General features: G+C 70.9%; 5 protein-coding genes and 1 pseudogene. 1 reads left to right on the top strand and 5 read right to left on the bottom strand.

Translation table 11 applies throughout. The features are described from left to right. A partial coding sequence (locus ACOV8S_RS23480; protein ID WP_448320038.1) for an SsgA family sporulation/cell division regulator occupies positions 1-486 on the top strand: 486 nt, incomplete at its 5' end. Between the two features lie 151 nt (positions 487-637). On the opposite strand, the gene ACOV8S_RS23485 is transcribed toward ACOV8S_RS23480, so the two are convergent. The 5 genes and pseudogenes from ACOV8S_RS23485 to ACOV8S_RS23505 all read right to left on the bottom strand — a co-directional run. Continuing rightward, positions 638-811: a hypothetical protein gene (locus ACOV8S_RS23485; RefSeq protein WP_448320039.1), complete on the bottom strand. Its 174-nt coding sequence runs from the start codon at positions 809-811 to the stop codon at positions 638-640. A gap of 79 nt (positions 812-890) precedes the next feature. Then, positions 891-1,250 (bottom strand): ArsR/SmtB family transcription factor, encoded by a 360-nt coding sequence (locus ACOV8S_RS23490; protein WP_351116539.1) that lies wholly within the window; start codon positions 1,248-1,250, stop codon positions 891-893. 184 nt (positions 1,251-1,434) lie between these two features. Beyond that, complete coding sequence (locus tag ACOV8S_RS23495; RefSeq protein WP_108955907.1) at positions 1,435-1,809, bottom strand: hypothetical protein; 375 nt, start codon at positions 1,807-1,809, stop codon at positions 1,435-1,437. 167 nt (positions 1,810-1,976) lie between these two features. Beyond that, positions 1,977-2,522 (bottom strand): hypothetical protein, encoded by a 546-nt coding sequence (locus ACOV8S_RS23500; RefSeq protein ID WP_448320041.1) that lies wholly within the window; start codon positions 2,520-2,522, stop codon positions 1,977-1,979. Positions 2,523-2,780: 258 nt separating this feature from the next. Beyond that, positions 2,781-3,133, bottom strand: a pseudogene (locus ACOV8S_RS23505) (DUF1963 domain-containing protein); the annotation flags it as partial.

Genomic DNA, 3,133 nt, shown 5'->3' on the forward strand with positions numbered 1-3,133 from the left:
CTGCCCATGTCCCCCGCGCACCGCCCCGGCCCTGACGGCCGGCCCCCGCAGGAGCTCCCGGTGGAGACCTGTCTGACCTGCCACCTCGTGGTGAACCAGGAGGCGGCCACGCCGCTGTCGGTGCACCTCGGCTACGACCCCGCGGAGCCGTTCGGAGTGAGCGTGAGCTTCCCCTCCGAGGAGGGCCGCCGGACCCGCTGGGTGTTCTCCCGGGACCTTCTGCAGGACGGGCTGTACGAGCCCACCGGTGAGGGGGACGTCCGCGTCTGGCCGTCCGGCGGCTGCCGGTGCGGTTGTTGCGGCAGCACCCATGCCCGGATCCTGTTGCAGGGCGCCACCGGCTACGCGCTGCTCGACCTGCCTCTGGAGCCGGTGCAGCACTGGCTCGACCGGACCTGGAGCCTGGTCCCCGAGGGCACCGAGGAGTCCCGGCTCGACTGGAGCGTGGTCGACCACCTGGTGGACCAGCGACCGCCGTCGGTCTGAGGACGGTGGTCGCCTGAGCACGGCGGTCGCCTGAGCACGGCGGCGGCCTGCGGAGGTCCGGCCGGTCCCCCGCCGGACGACGCGACGGCCCGCCGTGCGCGGTCGCACGGCGGGCCGTCAATCGCGGGTGCGGCACCGCGAGGCCGGCAGGTCAGCGCTTGAAGGCGTCCTTGCCCTTCTCCTTGGTGCCCCGGGCGTGCCCGCGGCCCTCCAGGGCGCCTCCCTTGGCCGCCGTCTTGTCGTCGCCGGCGGCGTGGGCGCCCTTGCGTACGGCCTTGCCCACGATCTGCTCGCCCTTGGCCTTGGCCTTCTCTTCGGCACTCATGGCTACTCCCTTCGTAGGCGGTCACCGGTTCGTCTGCCCCCGACCGGTCGCCGGAAACGGCGGGAGGAATTCCGTTCGGCTACTCGGCCACTGCCGGGACCGGCGGGGCGGGGTCGCTCTCGCGCAGTTCGGCGAGGAGTTCGTTGCGTCCCGCCAGGAGCTCGGTGAGGATGCGGCGGGCCGCGCGGAGCAGTTCCGCCACGTCGCCGCCGGCCAGTGCGTAGCTGACGGTCGAGCCCTCCCGGATGGACACGACGATGCCCGCGCGGCGGAGCACGGCCAGTTGCTGCGACAGGCTGGACGGCTCGATCTCGATGTCGGCGAGCAGGTCCCGCACCGGGACCGGCCCGTGCTGCAGCAGTTCCAGGACCCTGATGCGTGCCGGGTGCCCCAGCATGCGAAAGAACTCTGCCTTGGCTTGGTAGAGGGGCAGTTGCATGGCGCTCTTCCTGCCGGTCGGGGTGGCTGGCTCCCATGGCGCGGCGCTCCCCCACCGCGCCATGGGTTTATCCGCTCATCTTCTCGATCCGCGCAGCTCACGTGCACCATTTGGAATGATCTCCAACTGATGACTTGAAGAATTCTTCAATTCATGGGCATGCGTCTGCCGGGTCGCGGAGCGGTCAGACTTCCAGCTGCGCTTCGACCCGCTTGAGGACGTGGCGGGCCATCGCCAGGTTGGAACGCTCCTTGTCGATCACCAGGTAGAGGAACAGGCCGTTTCCGTTGCGGCCCGTCACCAGCCTGATCAGGTGGTACTGCGTCCCCAGCGTGATGAGGATGTCCTCGATCTGGCTCTGCAGCCCGAGGTGCTCCATGGTGCGCACCTTGGCCCGGATGACGTCGGTGTTGCCGGCCGCCGCGACGGTCAGGTCCAGTTCCTTCCCGCCGCCGAGCGTGCCGAGGGCCATACCGCTGGTGTAGTCGACGACGGCCGCGCCCAGCGAGCCCTCGACCTCGGTCATCAGTTCCTTGAGTGCAACTTCCACGCTCGCCATCGCGGCCTCCGTTGTGTGTCGGCGGTACGGGCCCCGGTTCCGGGCCCGCCTGCGATCGCAACGTACGCGGAGTGATCCGGCACGGAGAAAGGTTGATCGGGAATGGCGCAAGGTGATCAATTGACCGCCTTCACGCGGACTACCAGTTATAAAAAATGATCAGCCAATTACCAGTTGCAGGCGAGAGGAGGCTCGCGCAGCCCGGCGCGGTCGCAGAGGCCGTCCGCGAGGTCGGCCAGCGCGACGAAGTCCTCGGGACGCAGGCCCAGGCGCGGGTCGACGTGGTGCAGAGCCGCCGGTGCGGGACTGCAGGCGTCGACGTACAGCTCGTCCAGCACGCTCTGCTCGTCGTCCACCCAGAGGAACGGGCGGCCGGCGGCGTGCTCCACGATCGCGGCGGTCTTCCAGTGGACGCCGTCGGGACGCTCGCGGAACAGGTCGTCGCCGAAGTCGACGAAGGGGAGCTCGGGGAGCCCGAGGACGGGGGCGATGTGCCGGTTGGCGTGGGCCGTCCAGGCGGTGGCCCAGCAGATGTCGAAGCCGAGGGAGAGCAGCGCGGGTCCGTGCGCCGGGTTCAGCCACAGCCGCCACGGGCGGGCCCTGAGGGTGCCGGGCACCGGACGTGCCCGGTAGCCGGGCAGGGGACGCGGCCGCGCGGCGGCATACGGGTTGAGCGGCCCGTCGACGTCGAGGTAGAGCAGCGGCCTGTCCATGGATCCCCCTTGTGTGGTCGTGCACGACCAGCGTCGCCGGGACGGCGCGGAAGGTCATGAGTACGGGTACTCAGGTGCGGCACCCGACGTGCGGAGTCCGGGGCCTGCGCCGCGACGTGGTCAGGAGCAGTCGAAGCGGTGCTCGACCGGCCTGCCGGGGCAGCCGCGGCACTCGAAGAGGTACACGCCCCCGGCGTCGCCTAGCATCAGACCGGCCGCCTCACGCACCGTCAGAGACCGGAAGTCGTCCCGCCCGGCCTAGGTGGGCGCGCCCTCGGCCGCCGCGGCCCGGTCCTCGACGGGAGTCCAGCTGCTCCGCACACCGTCGTACTCCCAGCTCGCGACGGTCAGCAGGTGGTCCATCCGGTGTCCGCAGCCGCCGCAGTCGGGCCACTCCGGGCCCTGCGTCCAGCCCGGGTAGCCGCCCAGTTCGACGCCCGACGCGGAGGCGAGATCGCGCTCGTACTCCCATTCCGTCTCGGCCTCGAGCCGGGCGAACTGGTCCCGCAGCTGGAGCCACAGCTCCCTCGGGAGGTCGGCGTCCGGGTACTCGGTCACCCGCTCCGGGTGCAGCACACAGGGCCGCGGCACGTACTGCGCGATCGCGTCGG

The sequence above is a fragment of the Streptomyces sp. CO7 genome (assembly GCF_053474865.1).